At 34.8% G+C, this 17,537-nt stretch carries 18 protein-coding genes; 15 read left to right on the top strand and 3 right to left on the bottom strand.

From position 1 onward, the window contains the following. Positions 1 to 67: 67 nt before the first annotated feature. Positions 68 to 787 carry a class I SAM-dependent methyltransferase gene (locus V7Z48_RS08645; protein ID WP_334113012.1) on the bottom strand — a complete coding sequence of 240 codons (720 nt, stop codon included), beginning with the start codon at positions 785 to 787 and terminating at the stop codon, positions 68 to 70. A gap of 130 nt (positions 788 to 917) precedes the next feature. On the opposite strand from V7Z48_RS08645, the gene V7Z48_RS08640 reads away from it, so the two are divergent. The 5 genes from V7Z48_RS08640 to V7Z48_RS08620 all read left to right on the top strand — a co-directional run bounded on the left by V7Z48_RS08640 (position 918) and on the right by V7Z48_RS08620 (position 4,603). Continuing rightward, positions 918 to 1,409: a YkgJ family cysteine cluster protein gene (locus V7Z48_RS08640; RefSeq protein ID WP_334113011.1), complete on the top strand. Its 492-nt coding sequence runs from the start codon at positions 918 to 920 to the stop codon at positions 1,407 to 1,409. Continuing rightward, positions 1,406 to 2,317 carry a hypothetical protein gene (locus tag V7Z48_RS08635; protein ID WP_334113010.1) on the top strand — a complete coding sequence of 304 codons (912 nt, stop codon included), beginning with the start codon at positions 1,406 to 1,408 and terminating at the stop codon, positions 2,315 to 2,317. Before V7Z48_RS08640 ends, V7Z48_RS08635 begins: the two co-directional genes overlap by 4 nt. A gap of 4 nt (positions 2,318 to 2,321) precedes the next feature. Continuing rightward, positions 2,322 to 3,164: a sterol desaturase family protein gene (locus tag V7Z48_RS08630; protein ID WP_334113009.1), complete on the top strand. Its 843-nt coding sequence runs from the start codon at positions 2,322 to 2,324 to the stop codon at positions 3,162 to 3,164. 28 nt (positions 3,165 to 3,192) lie between these two features. Continuing rightward, a complete protein-coding gene (locus V7Z48_RS08625; protein WP_334113008.1) occupies positions 3,193 to 4,020 on the top strand; it encodes a glycerophosphodiester phosphodiesterase in 828 nt (275 codons plus the stop codon). A gap of 190 nt (positions 4,021 to 4,210) precedes the next feature. After that, entirely contained in the window at positions 4,211 to 4,603 is a 393-nt protein-coding gene (locus tag V7Z48_RS08620) for a hypothetical protein (protein ID WP_334113007.1), read from the top strand. Here the strand turns inward: V7Z48_RS08620 and V7Z48_RS08615 are convergent. Next, complete coding sequence (locus V7Z48_RS08615) at positions 4,600 to 5,874, bottom strand: exo-beta-N-acetylmuramidase NamZ family protein (protein ID WP_334113006.1); 1,275 nt, start codon at positions 5,872 to 5,874, stop codon at positions 4,600 to 4,602. The genes V7Z48_RS08620 and V7Z48_RS08615 overlap by 4 nt on opposite strands. Before the next feature lie 8 nt (positions 5,875 to 5,882). Here V7Z48_RS08615 and V7Z48_RS08610 point away from each other — a divergent pair, with 8 nt between their 5' ends. Both V7Z48_RS08610 and V7Z48_RS08605 read left to right on the top strand, forming a co-directional pair. Next, entirely contained in the window at positions 5,883 to 7,115 is a 1,233-nt protein-coding gene (locus V7Z48_RS08610; RefSeq protein ID WP_334113005.1) for an ABC transporter permease, read from the top strand. Positions 7,116 to 7,282: 167 nt separating this feature from the next. Further along, positions 7,283 to 8,263, top strand: coding sequence for a PLP-dependent cysteine synthase family protein (locus V7Z48_RS08605; protein WP_334113004.1), 981 nt, complete (start codon positions 7,283 to 7,285; stop codon positions 8,261 to 8,263). A 38-nt stretch (positions 8,264 to 8,301) separates the two neighbouring features. Here the strand turns inward: V7Z48_RS08605 and V7Z48_RS08600 are convergent, their stop codons facing one another. Beyond that, a complete protein-coding gene (locus V7Z48_RS08600) occupies positions 8,302 to 10,227 on the bottom strand; it encodes a hypothetical protein (RefSeq protein WP_334113003.1) in 1,926 nt (641 codons plus the stop codon). 168 nt (positions 10,228 to 10,395) lie between these two features. Between V7Z48_RS08600 and V7Z48_RS08595 the strand changes: the two genes are divergently transcribed. From V7Z48_RS08595 to hpf, 8 genes are all read left to right on the top strand, one after another. Beyond that, positions 10,396 to 11,667 (top strand): DUF2851 family protein, encoded by a 1,272-nt coding sequence (locus tag V7Z48_RS08595; protein ID WP_334113002.1) that lies wholly within the window; start codon positions 10,396 to 10,398, stop codon positions 11,665 to 11,667. A 16-nt stretch (positions 11,668 to 11,683) separates the two neighbouring features. Continuing rightward, a complete protein-coding gene (locus tag V7Z48_RS08590; RefSeq protein ID WP_334113001.1) occupies positions 11,684 to 11,911 on the top strand; it encodes a PspC domain-containing protein in 228 nt (75 codons plus the stop codon). Positions 11,912 to 12,056: 145 nt separating this feature from the next. Then, a complete protein-coding gene (locus V7Z48_RS08585) occupies positions 12,057 to 13,682 on the top strand; it encodes an alanine/glycine:cation symporter family protein (RefSeq protein WP_334112999.1) in 1,626 nt (541 codons plus the stop codon). A 6-nt stretch (positions 13,683 to 13,688) separates the two neighbouring features. Further along, a complete protein-coding gene (locus V7Z48_RS08580) occupies positions 13,689 to 14,570 on the top strand; it encodes a ComEA family DNA-binding protein (RefSeq protein ID WP_334112998.1) in 882 nt (293 codons plus the stop codon). Positions 14,571 to 14,582: 12 nt separating this feature from the next. Then, the gene (locus V7Z48_RS08575; protein ID WP_334112997.1) at positions 14,583 to 15,752 is read left to right on the top strand and encodes an acyl-CoA dehydrogenase family protein; all 1,170 of its coding nucleotides are present in this window, start codon (positions 14,583 to 14,585) and stop codon (positions 15,750 to 15,752) included. Between the two features lie 79 nt (positions 15,753 to 15,831). Beyond that, positions 15,832 to 16,026: a 30S ribosomal protein S21 gene (gene rpsU / locus V7Z48_RS08570; protein WP_334112996.1), complete on the top strand. Its 195-nt coding sequence runs from the start codon at positions 15,832 to 15,834 to the stop codon at positions 16,024 to 16,026. Positions 16,027 to 16,154: 128 nt separating this feature from the next. Beyond that, entirely contained in the window at positions 16,155 to 17,042 is an 888-nt protein-coding gene (locus tag V7Z48_RS08565) for a tyrosine-type recombinase/integrase (RefSeq protein WP_334112995.1), read from the top strand. 30 nt (positions 17,043 to 17,072) lie between these two features. Next, positions 17,073 to 17,375, top strand: a complete 303-nt coding sequence (hpf, locus tag V7Z48_RS08560) for a ribosome hibernation-promoting factor, HPF/YfiA family (protein ID WP_334112994.1) — start codon at positions 17,073 to 17,075, stop codon at positions 17,373 to 17,375. Positions 17,376 to 17,537: the final 162 nt, after the last annotated feature.

Below are 17,537 nucleotides of genomic sequence, written 5' to 3'. Positions count from 1 at the left end.
CAACTGACCAAGTCGTTCAACTCACCAACCCCTTATCCAAGTTAAGTTTTTATATGATACTGTTTTCCTAAGATGAGATTCCTGCTTTCGCAGGAATGAGACGCGCCAAATAGTCAAAATGCGCACCGTCTTCAATTTTTTCACATTCTAAGCCAACCGTTTCACAAGCTGTTTTTAGGGTTTCAAAATCGAGATATAACCATTTCATTGGGGCTTCATCTTCACCTTTATAACTGAGATAATAATCGAGTTCACCGTAATAGCCGGCATTTAAATCCATCCAATAGCCGCCATCGTCGTCTTCATACATATATTTAATATCGGACGAATCAATTAAAATTTGTCCACCAGGTTTTAGCAATGATTTCAAGTGACTTAAATAATGCGCAACCTTGTTAAGCTCCTGAAATATGCCTGTACCATTCATCAAAAGTAGAATGGTGTCGAATGTTTCAATTTCTTTTAAAACATCAAGACATTTAACATGGGTGATACCGCGCATTTTTGCAACTTCAACAGCACCTTTCGAAACATCAATCGCTTTAACAAAAAATCCTGTATTTTGAAGATACAAACTATGGCTTCCGGCCCCACAGCCAACGTCTAAAATGCTTCCTTTACATAATTTTAAGGCGGTTTTTTCTAATGCTGGCATTGCTTTAATGTCTCTGAACAAATAGGGTAGAGGCAGTTCATCTTCGTCCGAAATATTGGTGGAAGTAATTAGGTTTTCGGTGTGTTGGCCGTTGTAAAAGTCTAATAAAGCTTGCCCGAAAAGATCTTTCATATTATTGCGTTTTCCATTGGTATTATTTTTGATGCGTAGTTTGCGTTCCAGTAAAATTCAAAGAAATTATTTTTTTGTTAATCACAAGTCAACCAAAAAAAAGTATTCGATAAATCATTATTTTTACAATATGCAAGAATTACTTCAGAATTTACAGGTAATGGCCAAAGATAAGCATAAGGAGAATAAATTATTTTTCGCAAAGCTTAAAAAAAAACCACCCAAAAATCTTGATTATGTGATGCAAAAATTGCATACCTCAGAGTTTGAAAAAACCGATTGTTTAACATGTGCCAATTGTTGCAAAACTACTGGACCGTTGTTTACAGATAAAGATATTGAGCGCATTTCAAAGTATTTTAAAATGAAACCGAGTGTTTTTATAGAAAATTACTTGCACTTGGATGAAGAAAATGATTACGTGCTGCAATCGGTGCCATGTACTTTTTTAGGAGCGGATAATTATTGTTCAATTTATGAAGTGAGACCCAAAGCATGCAGAGAATTTCCGCATACTGATAGAAAGAAATTTCAGCAAATTGAACATCTAACCTTAAAAAATGTTGCTATTTGTCCAGCAGCCTATAACATTGTTGAAGAAATGAAAAAACGTATTCTATGATAAAAACATTAAAATTATATAGTTTGATTGGTGCCTGCTTGCTGTTCTCTTCATTGAAAGTCCATGCACAAGATTGGATGAGTAATTTAAAAGTGGCCCAAAAACTTGCAGCGGTTCAAAATAAAATGGTTTTAATGGTGTGGGAAGAGGAAACCTTTTACGATTACCCCGTGGTGGTCGTTACCAGTAATAACCAATCCATTATAGTTGGTAATTTATTTTCAGAACCAGAACTAAATAAAGCAATCTGGGAGCATTTTGTTCCTGTGGTGGTTTCGGAGTATGTTTATGATGACCTATACGAAAGCATCAAGAACAAACGTTCGGACATCTACTTAGATAAATTGAGTGATGCTTCGTTAAAAGTGATGGATATTAATGGAAATATCGTAAACGTAAACATGGGTTATGAAAATGACTTTAATCTTTCAAGAATCATAGAGGACTATGCTTTTAACACCGAATTTTTAGCCCATGAGTTAAAAAATTATGCTGAATCTAAAACTTTTTACACAAGTTATTTTTTGGCCTCAAAATATCTCGATTTCTCTTTGTATAGCAAACCCCGAGTGCAATCGAACCTGATAAATCTGGCCAAAATTTATATGAATGATGCCACTCAATTATTAGCTGCGGAACCAGATGACAAACAACCAGAACTTAGCCAACGATTGGAACTTTTAGAATTGGAAGCCGATTTAATTGAAGGCAAAGCCGGAAGAGTTTTAAGGAAATTAAAAAAAATGGATAAAGGATTAGTTAATGAAAGTATTAAAGCTTATCAAGCATTTTTATATTTTACGGCACATAAAATGCGCAATGATCACGAAAAAGCTGAAGTATGGAGACCGCTGGTTTCATTAGTGAATATCAAAAAAGTTCATAATATAGTAAAAAATAATTTGTAGTAAAATGGAGTCTATTATTAACTATTTTGAAACCATTCCGTCACTTCATCGCAGTATTATCTTGGTTGGAGGAATTGCGTTTTTTTGGTTGTTAGAAGGTGCATTGCCATTATTTAAATTTGAATATAAAAAATGGAAACATGCCGTTCCCAACTTTTTTTTCACTCTAACTACCATTTTTATAAATTTCGGATTGGCATTTGTGTTACTACTTTCTGCCGATTGGGTGAAGGCCAATGATTTTGGAATTATCAACTGGCTACCAATTATGCCATTGTGGATGTATATTTTAATAGGTGTCTTGCTTTTAGATTTTTTTGGAGCCTACTTAGCGCATTATGTTGAACATAAAGTAAAACCGTTATGGATGATTCATTTAGTACATCATACAGACCATAAGGTAGATACCACAACCGGTAACAGGCACCATCCTGTTGAAAGTTTAATTAGATTCATATTTACTTTATTTGGTGTTTTTTTGGTTGGAACGCCCATTGCAATTGTTATGATTTACCAGTCGCTCTCGGTGGTGTTCGCGCAATTAACGCACGCAAATATCAAATTACCAAAACGAATTGATAAAATGATAAGTTATTTTTTGGTTTCACCAGACATGCATAAAATACACCACCATTACCGTCTGCCTTTTACAGATTCTAATTATGGAAACATCTTTAGTATTTGGGACAGATTATTGGGAACTTACAAATATTTAGACAGAGAAAAATTAGTTTATGGCGTTGATGTTTTTCCAGACGAACAAAAAAACAGCAGTATTGTTGAACTGCTTAAACAACCGTTTCAAAAATATGACAGACCAACATTATCATCCGATGCTGAAAATTAACCCATATCTAATTCTTTTTCTTCTTCTTATGAACTGCAATTCAAAACCAGAAATAGAAGCGCAAGGACATAGAGGCTGTCGTGGCTTACTTCCTGAAAATACCTTGCCAGCTTTTAAAAAGGCTATTGAACTAGGAGTTCATACTTTGGAATTGGATTTAGCGGTAAGTAAAGATGGCATTGTTGTGGTATCGCATGAACCTTATATGAATGCCACTATTTGCCACAAACCTGATGGTGGAGATATTTTTGAAAGTGAAGCCAAAGCATTCAATTTGTATCAACTTACTTTTGAAAAAATACAAGCTTTTGACTGCGGTAGTAAAGCGCATCCAAGATTTCCAGGGCAGCAATTAATGGAAGTATCCAAACCTTCCTTATCGCAAGTTTTTGAATTGGCAGAGGCACTAGATCCGAAAATTAAATACAATATCGAAATTAAATCACATCCCGATTACGATAATATTTTCACACCTGCTCCTCAGGAATTCGTGCGTTTGGTAATAGAGGAAATAGATAAGCACAATGTGTTCAAAAGAACCAATCTCCAAAGTTTTGATCTTCGAGTTTTAGAAGAAATTAAACGTCAAGCGCCAAACATGCCAGTAGCCGTTTTAATTGAAGAAGATGAAGCTATCTGGCCCAAAACAACATCCTTATCTTTTTCTCCTGAAATTATCAGTCCGTATTTTAAATTGCTAGATGCGGAAACTGTAAGAAATTTAAAGGCTGAAAACTTTCAAGTAATTCCTTGGACGGTTAACGACATTAAAGACATGCAACAAATGATAGATTTTGGTGTAGATGCCATCATCACCGATTATCCGGATAGGTTAATTCCGCTGTTAAAAAAATAATTCCTAAAATTTATTTCAAAATAGTAAGATTCGTTTTTAAAACTTTACAATTATGGACATCTCATGCCCGTTTTTGTGCTGTTCGTAGAATTGTTTCTTCTTAATTAATAAATCATCAGTATGTTAGTAGTAGGGATAGTTTAAAAAGCGCTATTAATTCAGCATTAAGTTTAATACTTAAGCAACTGAATTGAAAACAAAATTACTATTAACAGCCATGTTGCTTTCTGGAGCATCAAAGGCAAAAGCGCAGCAACCTACAGCCATTATAGAAAAAAATGTAAATGTTACCGCTAAAGCTGTGTACCATGATTTGAATAGTACACGTGACACACTCATTCTCAAAAGCGATAAGAAAATAAATTATCTCTACACCATTAATCACGATTACTCACGAGAAGTTGATTTCTATATTGGCAAAACCGAATATAAATTGCCTTTAAATAAATTAAGCCAAGGAAAACACGTCGTAGTGGTAGTACAGTCACCGTTGCGTATTGTTTTTGTAGTTAAAATTTTAAAAGACTTGAATGAGGATATTGAAGCAGTAATTACCAAAGTAGCTTCCACAGATAATGATTAATCGTATAACAAATACGGTTGACGCATTTTTTTAAATTGCTCTAAATCTTTCTGCCAGCCTGCTTTAATCTCATTAAAACGCATGCCGTTTTCAATTTGTTTTTGCAAAGTAGTATTACCAGCTAATTTTGTAAAAAAGTCATTAAAGAATTTAGGTTTATCAATGGTGTTTTGATAAGCTACTATTAGAAAGTTCAAATCTAAGTGACTTAGAGAAGCTTGTTCGCTTAAATCCATACCGTAGCATAGAACGCCATTGTGTTTGGGGTTTTTAGCGCCTTCATTGGGATGCGGAATATATTTGAATTCGAAAACAGTTTTGTCTAAATACGGACTCCCGAAAATTTGAAATTGTTTGGAGGTTCCTCGACCTGCATTAACATTGGTGCCTTCAAAAAAGCAAAGACTAGGATACAAATTTATAGCGGCATTGTTTGGTAAATTTGGTGATGGTTTAATGGGTAAACTATAAGCTAAATTTCTCTTATAATATTTAACCGGAATTATGTTAAGTTTACACCTGACAGAATTCTCTAACCACCCTTCTCCATTGATCATTTGGGCGTATTCGCCAATACTCATACCGTGAACTACTGGAATGGGATGCATACCAACAAAACTTTTGTGTGCCATTTCTAATACCGGACCATCTACATAATGTCCGTTTGGATTGGGTCGGTCTAAAATAATTAATTCAATATTGACTTCGGCACAAGCTTCCATTACATAATGCAAGGTTGAAATATAGGTGTAGAATCTGGCACCTACATCCTGTATATCAAAAATTACAATATCAATATTTTTTAACTGATCTATACTTGGTTTTTTGTTATTGCCGTAAAGTGAAATTATGGGTAAACTAGTTTTAGTATCGATGCCATCTTTAATAAGTTCGCCTGCATCTGCCGTTCCGCGAAAACCATGTTCGGGCGCAAACACTTTGGTTACATTCACATTTAAACTTAATAACGAATCTACCAAATGGGTATAAGTATTCTGTGATTCAGTATTCGTAAAAATCACAGACGTTTGATTAGCAACGATGCCTACTTTTTTTCCTGAAATTAATGAAAGATAAAGCTCAATTTGATTGGCACCAACAACTATTGGTTTATTCTCATTGGTAACCGAGTTTTGGCTGTCATAATTTAATAATGCTGCGTTTTTTTCGTTATTAGTTTCAGATTTGGATTGATTGCAGGAAAATCCAAGTAGAACAAACCCAAGTATTATCGGGAATAAAATCTTATTTTTGACACTTAATATTGGCATAATATATTTTGAATTTTGAACTCTTTATAGCCAAACGTATAATTGGCAGTAAGTCGTATAAAAGTAGTGTTTCGGCACCAATAATAAAAATTGGAATTACTGCCATTGCTATTGGTGTAGTTGTAATGCTTATTGCAATATCTACAGGTTTAGGACTTCAGAAAAAAATAAGAGAAAAAGTAGTGGCATTTAATGGTCATGTCATTATATCAAACTACGATAACAATGCCTCAAATGAATCATTGAGGCCTCTTTCCATCAACCAAGAATTTTATCCAGAATTTAGAACGGTAACCGATGTCGATCACATTCAAGCTATAGTTCATAAATTTACAGTAATAAGAACTGAGACTGATTTTGAAGGAGTTTTCGTAAAAGGTGTTGGCCAAGATTATAACTGGAATTATCTAAAAGATTTTTTAATTGAAGGAGAATTACCTGAGTACACCAACGACTATAGCAATGATGTCGTTATTTCACAATATTTAGCTAACCGACTTGAGTTTAAAGTTGGTGATTCATTTCAAGCGGTTTTTGGCGAAGATGTCAATTCCATGCCACGTATCATTAAATACGATATCGTCGGTATTTTTAATTCAGGTTTTCAAGATTTAGATCAAACTTTTATCATTGGCCATATCAAACATCTACAGCGTATCAACAAATGGAAAGCAGATGAAGTAGGCCATTTTGAAGTATTTGTTAATGATTTTGAAAAACTAGACCAAACCGCTATTCAAATTTATCAAAACATTCCATCTTTGTTAAACGCTACTAAGGTTTCAACCAAATATGCCACGATTTTTGAATGGATTAAAATTTTCGACAAAAACACCTATGGCATCATCGGAATTATGATTTTAGTTGCAGGTATCAATATGATCACTGCTTTACTTGTACTCATTTTAGAACGCACCCAAATGGTTGGTATTTTAAAAGCACTCGGTAGTCATAGCTGGAGTATTCAAAAAATCTTCCTGATCAATGCCTCTTATTTGGTTGGTGTTGGGCTTTTTTGGGGAAATTTAATTGGCTTGTCATTGTTATTCGCACAACAGAAATTTAAATTATTTCCGCTTGATCCGTCGGTGTATTATGTTTCTGAGGCGCCGGTTTACATTAATATAGATTACATTATTTGGCTCAATCTTGGCACTTTTGTGGTGTGTTTGCTGATGCTGCTTATTCCATCGGCTATTATTACCAAAATTTCAGCTATTAAGGCCATTCGTTTTCAATAATAGGGCGTTACCCAACCCAAGTCAGCTTGGGATGGGTCGCGCTTTCCGCTCTATCTTTTATGACTTATGGCCATAAAAGGATGCCGCTGCAAACGCTAACGCAAAAAATCGTCATATCACTTTCAATTCTGTATAATTACCTTAATTTTGCAAGGCAAATAAAAGCTATGAATTACGCAAACAATATATTAGAAACCATAGGCAATACGCCACTTATCAAAATCAATAAGCTTACCGCTGAGCTGCCATGTTTGGTATTGGCCAAATACGAAACCTTTAACCCAGGTAATTCTGTTAAAGACCGCATGGCCTTGCAAATGGTAGAAGATGCTGAAGCCGATGGCCGCTTAAAACCAGGTGGAACCATAATTGAAGGTACTTCGGGCAACACAGGAATGGGACTTGCACTGGCAGCTATTGTAAAAGGTTATAAATGTGTGTTTGTTATGGCCGATAAGCAATCAAAAGAGAAAATTGATATTCTAAAAGCCGTTGGTGCCGAGGTTGTGGTATGCCCAACCAATGTAGCGCCAACAGATCCTCAAAGTTATTATTCTGTTTCTAAAAGATTATCAGAGGAAACACCTAATGCTTGGTATGTTAATCAGTACGATAACCCAAGTAATTGTAAGGCACATTTTAAAAGTACAGGTCCTGAAATATGGAATCAAACCGACGGTAAAATCACCCATTTTGTAGTAGGTGTAGGCACTGGCGGAACTATTTCTGGGGTGGCTAGTTTTCTAAAAATGAAAAATCCTAAGGTGAAGATTTGGGGTGTTGATACTTATGGTAGCGTCTTTAAAAAATACCATGAAACTGGAATTTTTGATGAAAATGAAATCTATCCTTACGTAACCGAAGGTATTGGCGAAGATATTTTACCAGCCAATGTTAACTTTAGTCTTATTGACGGTTTCACCAAAGTCACCGACAAAGATGCAGCCGTTTACACCCAACGCTTAGCCAAAGAAGAAGGCATGTTTCTAGGCAACTCGGCCGGTGCAGCCATCAAAGGTGTGTTGCAGCTCAAAGAACATTTCAAGCCAGAAGATGTGGTGGTGGTATTATTTCACGACCACGGTAGTCGCTACGTAGGCAAAATGTTTAACGACGATTGGATGCGGAAAATGGGGTATATTGAGTAATATATTATTATAACAGGTTTATTTTTAAATTGATTTAATTATCTAATTTGTTGAACCTCAAAAAAGGTTTTACCTGAAGAGCTTTCAATTTGTACACCTGTTTGAAAATTCAGAACAAATATTTCTACAAAATCGCCTGCGGCTAAATTAACAATACAATTGATGTTTCTGGAGACTGGACCATTTGAAATATGGTTTCCAGTAGTTTCTTGATATAAAGTTCCATTAACATAAACACCAACAGAGTAAAATTGACCATTACTTTGATCATTGGTATGAAATCCAGCATTTATTTGATAATATCCCGCAGTGCTTGCCACAAAGCTATTATCGGTGGTATTGAATTCTCCATTTGTATCAAAAACAACTGTATCAAATAGTATTTTTTGCCACCCGAGATCGTTTAAAGGTTGATTCGCGCTTAAGTTGCTTCGCGCAATGGATAAAGTAGCTAAGGGATTTTCAACCCATGTTGCATTTCCTGCAGCATCACTTTGCAAAATATAGTTTGCATTGGCTCCGGAAGTCATTTGGAAATTTGAAGTTGTCGTATTTCCTGAGATTGTGACATTGGTTCCATCATCGGTGATAATTCCGTCAACGAGCGTTGTTCCATTCCATTTTGGTACCGCATTAATTGTTGCAGAAGATATTTGCGGATCAACTTCCGTGATATCCAAAGAACTGGTATCTACCCAATTCAAAACACCAGTAGCATTGGTTTGAAGAACCTGATTGTTAGTGCCACGTGCTACAGGAAATTGATAACCAGTACCAGCCGGATTTCCAATTTGAAATTGACCGTTGGTTCTTAATATGTTGTTATTGAATTCGCCATAAATGAGTGAAGCATCGGCACTGGCGTTTGCATTATGAATATATAGTTTATTGCTTCCATTATCAGCAAAACCAGCTTCATTGCCAATTATAATATTTCCAGAACCTGCACGAAATCCTGCTTGACGACCAATTAAAACATTTTGACTGCCCGTATTATTCATTTCAGCGCCAGCTTGATAGCCTACAATAGTGTTGTTAGTACCTGATACATTATTTCCACCTGCTCGGTAACCTAATCCAGTATTAAAACTTCCTGTTGTAGTACGATAAAAAGCATCTACACCAATGCCCGTGTTTTGTTGGCCACTGCTTATATCTTCTAAAGCCAAGTAACCTACAGCAGTATTGAACTGGCCAGCACTAGTTCCTCTACTTAAGGTACCCGCACCAATTCCAGTATTAAAATTTCCAGTATTGCTACGTCCTGCTATTGACCCGAAAAAAGAATTACCAGAAAAATTACCATTGCCAATTTCCATAGCTTGATAACCAACGGCTACATTGTTAGTAGAAGCAGAATTATTAAGAGAGGCCAAAGCTCGATATCCAATAGCGACGTTTCTTAGACTGTTTGTATTAGAATATAATGAATGATAACCGATAGCAACGTTGTCCTCCCCAGAAGTGTTTATTCTTAGTGCGTCGACCCCTAGGGCAACATTACGGATTCCTGTATTTAAATTTAATGCACCAACCCCATAAGAAGTACTACTCAATGATAACCTACCTGCCGCCAAATTATTTCTCCTAAAAGCCACATCAACATTATTTGTGGTACCCATAAAATTAGTACCATTAACAATGTCTGCATTTCCAGTGGTTAACCATCCAGTTGCGCCCCCAATTCGCACCCAAGGACCGGTTGCAGTACTTAAGTAATAATAACCAGGAGTCACATCGTTAACATTAGCGGTGTTATATACAAGTTCAGATTCTGTAGGTGTAATAACCGTAACTGTTGCCAAGTTTACGAGAGCGACTCTTGGAATTAACAAACCGTTATTGGTGTCTGTGATATCTAAAGCACCTTGCGGATTGGTGTTACCAATGCCGATTTGTGCATTTATAACAGTTACAAACAATGAAAGGATTAGACTTAATATTAGTGATTTGATATGAATCATATTTCGTATACATTAAACAATTCACTAAAATAGTTTATTTACGTAGCAAATGATTAAAATTCACCACTACAAAAAACATACATGCCAAAAAAATACTTAAATAATTGCTAAATTCTCATCTTTAAATTTAATTTTTTGAGTTTTGCTTTTTTTAAGTAATTTAGAACTATGCAAGAAGATTTTCTCCATTTTCTTTGGAAGCACAAAAAATTTGATGTTTTAAACATTAAAACCGCCAAAGCTGAAACAATTCAGCTTGTGGATGTTGGGCAGCACAATCAAAACTCTGGACCTGATTTTTTTAATGCCAAACTTAAAATTGAAAATCAACTTTGGGCTGGTAATGTTGAAATTCACGTTAAATCATCCAATTGGTATGCGCATCAACATGAAACGGATAAAGCCTACGACAATGTTATACTGCATGTAGTTTGGGAGCATGATGCTGAGGTTTATAGAAAGGATAATAGTATTATTCCAACCTTGTTGCTTCAGGAGTTTGTGCCTAAAAATTTAATTGAAAATTACCGCCGATTGTTTTCAAAACAACAGCGCTGGATAAATTGTGAAGCTAATTTTGCGGAGGTTGATAATTTCACATTGATAAATTGGAAAGAACGCTTGTTTATAGAACGACTCGAGCGTAAATCCCAACAAATTGAACGTTTGTTAAACGATAGTAATCAGCATTGGGAAGCTGTTTTGTTTACGATGTTGTTTAGAAATTTTGGTTTGAAAGTAAATGCTGATGCTTTTGAGAGTATCGCTAAATCGATAGATTTTTCAATTGTTAGAAAATTACAGACCCAATCCGAACAATTAGAAGCCCTTTTTTGTGGTCAGGCTGGATTATTAGAATCCAACATTGAAGAAGCCTATTATCAGAATCTTAAAAAGGCCTATCAATATCTTAAACAAAAATTTCAATTGGAAACTCTAGGTGTAGTTCCTATTCAGTTTTTCCGATTGCGACCGCCAAATTTCCCGACTATCCGTTTATCGCAATTAGCACAACTCTATCACAAACATTATAATTTATTTTCGCAAGTGATTTCAATCTCTACAATTGAAGAGTTTTATGATTTGTTCTCCGTTGAAACCTCGGAATATTGGCAAACGCATTATTCTTTCACTTCTATTTCAAAATCAAGTACCAAAAAGCTCACCAAATCATTTATAGACTTACTCATTATTAATACTATTATACCCATTAAATATTGTTTTTCCAAATACAAAGGAAATGACGAAAACGAAATTATTTTTTCGTTGGCAACCGCTATTAAATCTGAAGAAAATAGTATTATCAAAAAATTTAATCAGTTGGCACCTATTTCGCAATCTGCCTTGGATTCGCAAGCTTTATTGCAGTTAAAATCGCATTATTGCGACGCCAACAAATGTTTACAGTGTGCCATCGGCAATTCTATTATCACAAAATAAATTCTTAACTTGCGGTATGATTGCACCCTATAAAATGTTACTGTACTTTCAAAAGCGTGGTTTTTATGTCTGCCAGCGAATCGCGGACAGAATGGGTATACGTGCTAAGATCGTACGCACAACCTTTATGTATTTAACCTTTGTAACCTTGGGTTTTGGATTTGCACTTTATCTTTTTTTGGCATTTTGGATGCGAATAAAGGACATCATGTATACCAAACGATCTTCGGTATTTGATTTGTAATGAGTCGACCTTATTTAGGCTTAAAAGTTAAAATTGTCTTGGTTTTTTGAATCTATTAAGCTTTTTTAAGCATCATTGTTTTATAATAACAATTTTTTTTGCATCTTGAACCCCCAAACCAATTCTAACTAATATTCATTTTTATATGAAGAAGATTCTTCTAAGTATTTTCGCATTAATTTCTCCTATTTTAATTTTTTCGCAAGAATCCACTTCTCAAAAAATAGATACTATTTTTAAAGACTACACTGGGTGGTTTGTTGAAGCTATTTTTTACGAAATACCGTTTTCAGACGATTTTCGAATACCTTGGGTATTAATTGTCCTTATTGGTGGTGCCTTATATTTCACTATTTACTTTAAATTTATAAATATTACCGGTTTTAAAACTGCCTTGTGGGTCGTGAAGGGTAAGTATGAAGATATTGAGAAGCATGGCGTTGATAAATTGTACGGAGACAATATACACGATGATAAAAGTGATATTTTACAAACGTTACGAGATGAAGGTGCTGATGGAGAAGTATCCCATTTTCAGGCATTAACAGCTGCACTTTCAGCTACTGTCGGACTAGGAAATATAGCAGGTGTTGCAGTGGCTTTGTCTATTGGTGGTCCAGGTGCAACCTTTTGGATGATTGTGGCCGGATTTTTGGGTATGGCATCTAAATTTGCAGAGTGTACTTTAGGGGTTAAATACCGCGATGTTGGTGAAGATGGCACCGTTTATGGCGGACCGATGTACTATCTTCAAAAAGGTCTTAAAGAAAAAAATGTGCCTATATTAGGTAAAGTACTTGCCGTATTATTTGCAATTTTTGTAATTGGAGGTTCATTTGGTGGCGGTAATATGTTTCAAGCCAATCAGGCGGCAGCGCAGTTTATACAGTTATTTGATTTACAAAGTGTCTCAAATGCAGGAATGTATTTTGGAATAGTAATGGCTATTTTAGTAGCGATTGTAATAATAGGTGGAATCAAGCGAATAGCCAAGGTAACTGAAAAAGTAGTACCATTTATGGCTGGTATTTATGTTTTGGCAGCGATTATTATATTGGTTGCTAATTTTTCGTTGATAGACGATGCCTTTATGCTCATTTTTGAAGGTGCATTTTCAGGTTTAGGAATCGCAGGTGGATTAATTGGTGTTATGATACAAGGTATAAGACGAGGTGCTTTTTCTAATGAAGCTGGTGTTGGTTCTGCCGCAATTGCGCATTCTGCAGTAAGAACCAAATATCCTGCTAGTGAAGGGATTGTGGCTTTGTTAGAGCCTTTTGTCGATACAGTAGTGATTTGTACAATGACCGCTTTGGTTATTATAATCACCAATTTTAATGGTGAAGTAATGCAATATGGTGTTGAAATAAAAGAAGGTGTAGAAATAACTGCAAATGCATTTAACGAAGTAATACCCAATTTCTCAATTATACTCACAATAGCTGTAATCCTCTTTGCATTCTCGACCATGATATCTTGGTCTTACTACGGTATGCAAGGTTGGAAGTATTTATTTGGAAAAGGAAAAATAACCGATTTAATATATAAAATTCTATTTTTATTCTTTGTAGTTGTTGGCTCGTCAATTAGTTTAGGCGCGGTAATTGATTTTTCTGACGCCATGATTTTTGCAATGGTCGTACCCAATATCATAGGGGTTGTCATTTTAACACCAGTTATTAAAAAGGAATTAAAACGTTACATGAATGCTATTAATAAAAAAGAAGACGCCTTAGACGATGGTGCCACTGATTTGAGAAACGAAATGTAAAACAAAATGAAAAATATTAAATCCTATTTCTTGTTTACCAATAAACAGCGAAGTGGGATTTTTTTGTTGATTATCATTATAGTTGTTTTTCAGTTTACGTATTTTAAACTTAGTTCAAAGAATTCGAGTCAATCTATTGATAACGAACAATTAGAAAGTTTCATACGTGAAGTAGATTCATTAAAAAAACTAAAATTAGTCGAACAAGAGCCGAAGATATATCCATTCAATCCAAATTATATAACCGATTATAAAGGTTATTCATTAGGGATGTCAATTGATGAAATTGACCGATTGCATGCGTTTAGAGCCAAGGAACAATGGGTGAATTCTGCTCAACAATTTCAAGAAGTTACTAGAGTATCAGATTCTTTACTGAGCGTAATTTCCCCTTATTTCAAATTTCCTGAGTGGGTAACCAATCCTTCAGCTTCAAAGAAAAACACAAATAATTTCAGAATTAACAACGAACCCAAAATTGTTGAACAAAAAATAGATTTAAACCAAGCCACAGCCCAACAACTTCAAAAAGTGTATGGTATCGGCGAAAAATTATCCCAACGCATTATTGATTTCCGAAACAACCAACCAAACGGTTTTATCGCGGATATTCAGCTGAGCGAAGTTTATGGCTTAACTCCAGAAGTGATTGAAAATATCACTAATCATTTTACCGTTAAAAATCCCCCTAACATTCAAAAGCTAAATTTAAACATGGCATCTGTTGAAGAGTTGGTGACTATTAAATATATAGATTACGAAATTGCTTATGAAATTATTAAAATAAGAACTTTGCACGAAGGCTTTAAATCCTTAGATGAATTAACAAAAGTTAAAGATTTTCCTGTTCATAAATTAGAGATAATTAAATTATATTTGACACTCTAAAAAAAGCACGCTATGAATAACCTCTATTTCAACGAAGAGCACCATCTTTTCAGAGAAAGTTTAAAAGATTTTTTACAAAAAGAAGTAGTTCCTCACATCGATAAATGGGAGAAAACTGGCCACATTGATCGATTTATATGGAAAAAAATGGGCGATATGGGTTTCTTCGGAATAAATTATCCCGAAGCCTATGGTGGTTTAAATCTAGATTTTTTTTACACGGTTATTTTTCTCGAAGAATTACAAAAAATAAATTCGGGTGGATTTGCAGCCGCTATGTGGGCACATGCTTATTTAGCCATGACACATTTAAATGCTGAAGGTAGCGAGCAATTGAAACAAAAATACCTTACCGCAAGCATTACTGGCGACATGATTGGATGTCTTTGTATTACGGAGCCCTTTGGAGGTAGTGATGTTGCTGGAATGAGAACCACTGCGGATAAAAAGGGAGACACTTATGTGATTAACGGTTCTAAAACTTTTATAACCAACGGTGTTTACAGTGACTATTTAATTGTAGCTGCAAAAACAACTCCTAGTGCAGGCAATAAAGGCATCAGTATTTTTTTAATTGATAGAAATACAGCTGGCGTTTCTGCAACAAAATTAGACAAGTTGGGATGGCGAGCAAGTGACACTGGCGAAATCGCTTTTGATAATGTGGTAATACCAGCAGCAAATTTAATGGGCGAAGAAAATATGGGCTTCAATTATATCATGCAACATTTCGCTTCCGAACGTCTTATTATGGGAATTAATGCCCATGCTAGAGCAGAGTTTGCTTTAGAATATGCTACACAATATATGTCGGAGCGTACCGCGTTTGGAAAAACTATTGATAAATTTCAAGCTTTAAGGCATTCGCTTGCCGATTGCTACACGCAAATGGAAATTTGTAAAACCTTCAACTACACGGTGGCATACAGGATGAATTTAGGTGAATATGTTGTAAAAGAAGCTACTATGTCTAAACTTCAGTGTACCAAAATGGCGGACGAGGTTATATATCAATGTTTACAGTTTTTAGGTGGTTATGGTTACATGGAAGAATACCCGATGGCCCGGCTTTCAAGAGACAGTCGACTTGGACCAATAGGTGGTGGCACTTCTGAAATTTTAAGAGAAATTATCGCTAAAATGATTATAGATAAGAAGGATTATAAACCAATCACAAAATAAACTTTAATATAATTGCAAATTATTATTTTGTTTTTATCTTTGCCATCACAAAATTTTAATAGAAGGGAGGTTAAGTACTATGTTAATTATACCAATTAAAGAAGGAGAAAATATAGATAGAGCGCTAAAGCGTTTTAAACGTAAGTTTGACAAAACTGGCACAAAGCGTCAGTTGCAAGAACGAAAGCAATTCACAAAGCCTTCAGTTAGAAAAAGAGCACAAGTTCAAAAAGCTCAGTATATACAGAGACTTCGAGAACAAGCAGATATATAAATGTTCAACCCTGACAACGTCAGGGTTTTTTTTGCTCTTGTTTTTAGTTAAATTCTCATCAAATTACTTCTTGTTTTATTCTAATGTCATAAAATTTATTATCTTTAAAGTTCACTGAAAGATAACGTATGTTTTTTAAGGAATTCAAAGAGTACCTTTTGCACGAAAAAAAATATGCATTACATACTATTACTGCCTATCTCCACGATTTAGAAACATTTTCAATATTTATTAAAAAGGAGTTTCAAACCGATACTATTAGTGTCCTGAGTTATAACCAAATTAGAAATTGGATTATAAGTCTTGTAAATCAAGGATTGACCAATCGTACCATAAACCGGAAGATGTCATCATTAAATACTTATTATAAATACCTTCAAAAGACTCAAACTATTGAGATAAATCCATTAGCCACTCACAAAGCCTTAAAAACTCAGAAGAAAATACAGTTGCCATTTTCCGAATCGGAAGTTTCGACTGTCCTTAATAACATTGAGTTTTCAAATGATTTCGAAGGTGTAAGAGACAAACTCATTATAGAATTATTTTACGCCACTGGAATCAGACGGACGGAATTGGTAAATTTAAAGGTAAATGATGTTGATTTAAATAACGGCGTTATAAAAGTATTGGGCAAGAGACATAAAGAACGTTATATTCCTTTAATAGGAAGTGTTTCAATATCTATTAGTAATTATCTTAGGGAAAGAAATTTATTAAACATTATTAAAGATGATTCTTATTTATTTTTAAACAAAAGCGGTGTCAAACTAAATGACTCCTTGGTTTATAAAGTAGTAAGAAACTGTTTTAGTCAGGTTTCGGTCAAGGTAAAAAAAAGTCCGCATATTCTAAGGCATTCATTTGCTACCCATTTATTAAACGAGGGAGCTAATTTAAATGCTGTTAAAGAATTGCTTGGCCACACTAGTTTAGCGGCCACACAAGTTTATACTCATAATAGTATTGCAGAGTTAAAAAAAGTGTACCAAACTGCACATCCACGGAGTAAATAAAATAAAGTCTAATTTTTAAAACCAATATCTATGAAAGTAAACACACAATCCGTCAACTTTGTAGCCGATCAAAAGTTGATAGACTTTATCCAAAAACGTATGGATAAGTTAGAATTGTTCTATGATAAAGTCATTCAAGCCGACGTATATTTAAAGGTTGAAAACACTAGCGATAAACAAAATAAGATTTTTGAAGCCCGTGTTGCCGTACCGGGAGATTCATTTGTGGTGAAAAAGCAATGTAAATCTTTTGAAGAAGGCGCAGATAGTGCAGCTTCTTCTCTTGAAAGACAATTAAAAAAGCGCAAACAGAAATTAAGATCGCATATCTAATAAAATTTTCGACAAAATATTTTGTATAAAAAAATAAAACGCTACATTTGCAGTCCGTTAGAAATAACGGGCTTTTTTTAGTGCCAATAAGACACAAAAAAAGCCGATGTAGCTCAGCTGGCTAGAGCAGCTGATTTGTAATCAGCAGGTCGTGGGTTCGAG

The sequence above is a fragment of the Paucihalobacter sp. genome (assembly GCF_036825875.1).
In the GTDB taxonomy this organism is placed as follows: domain Bacteria; phylum Bacteroidota; class Bacteroidia; order Flavobacteriales; family Flavobacteriaceae; genus Paucihalobacter.
Note: the sequence above shows the minus strand (reverse complement) of the source record. Positions and strands in the feature narration are given on the sequence as shown.